At 74.1% G+C, this 495-nt stretch carries 1 protein-coding gene; it reads right to left on the bottom strand.

Features of this window, described 5'->3' with window-relative positions:
* The coding region (locus tag FV228_RS32445; RefSeq protein ID WP_147858031.1) for an acyltransferase domain-containing protein at positions 1-342 on the bottom strand (342 nt) is incomplete at its 3' end.
* Positions 343-495 lie beyond the last annotated feature (153 nt).

The raw sequence follows: 495 nt of genomic DNA, 5'->3' as shown, positions 1-495 counted from the left end.
CCGGGCCGCATCCGCGATCGAGAGGCTGCCGGCGGCCGCGAGCGCCGCGTACTCGCCGAGCGAATGCCCGGCCACGCAGGCGACGTCCCGGGTGACGTCGAGGCCGCGCTCGGCCTCCAGCACGCGCAGGACCGCGAGGCTCGCCGCCATCAGGGCCGGCTGGGCGTTGGTGGTGAGGGTCAGGTCCTCGACGGGCCCGTCGAACATCAGCCGGGAGAGCGGCTGGGACAGGGCGTCGTCGACTTCGTCGAGCACGGCCCGCGCCTGCGGGAACGCGTCGGCCAGCGCCTTCGCCATGCCGACCGCCTGGCTGCCCTGGCCGGGAAAGATGAGTGCGCGCATGGCTTGTCTTGATCGCTCTCGCCGGGCGGCGCGCGAACGCCGCCCGTGTCGGCCGAAACTCTCGAATGGGGCGCGCACTCGCACCCGGGGCAGCGGGTGTCAACAATGCGTCGCACAATCCGCCACCCGCCCGGACCCTGCCCGCCGCGAAGC

The organism is Methylobacterium sp. WL18 (genome assembly GCF_008040015.1).
GTDB lineage: Bacteria > Pseudomonadota > Alphaproteobacteria > Rhizobiales > Beijerinckiaceae > Methylobacterium > Methylobacterium mesophilicum.
This window is presented reverse-complemented; position numbering and strand designations above follow the sequence as displayed.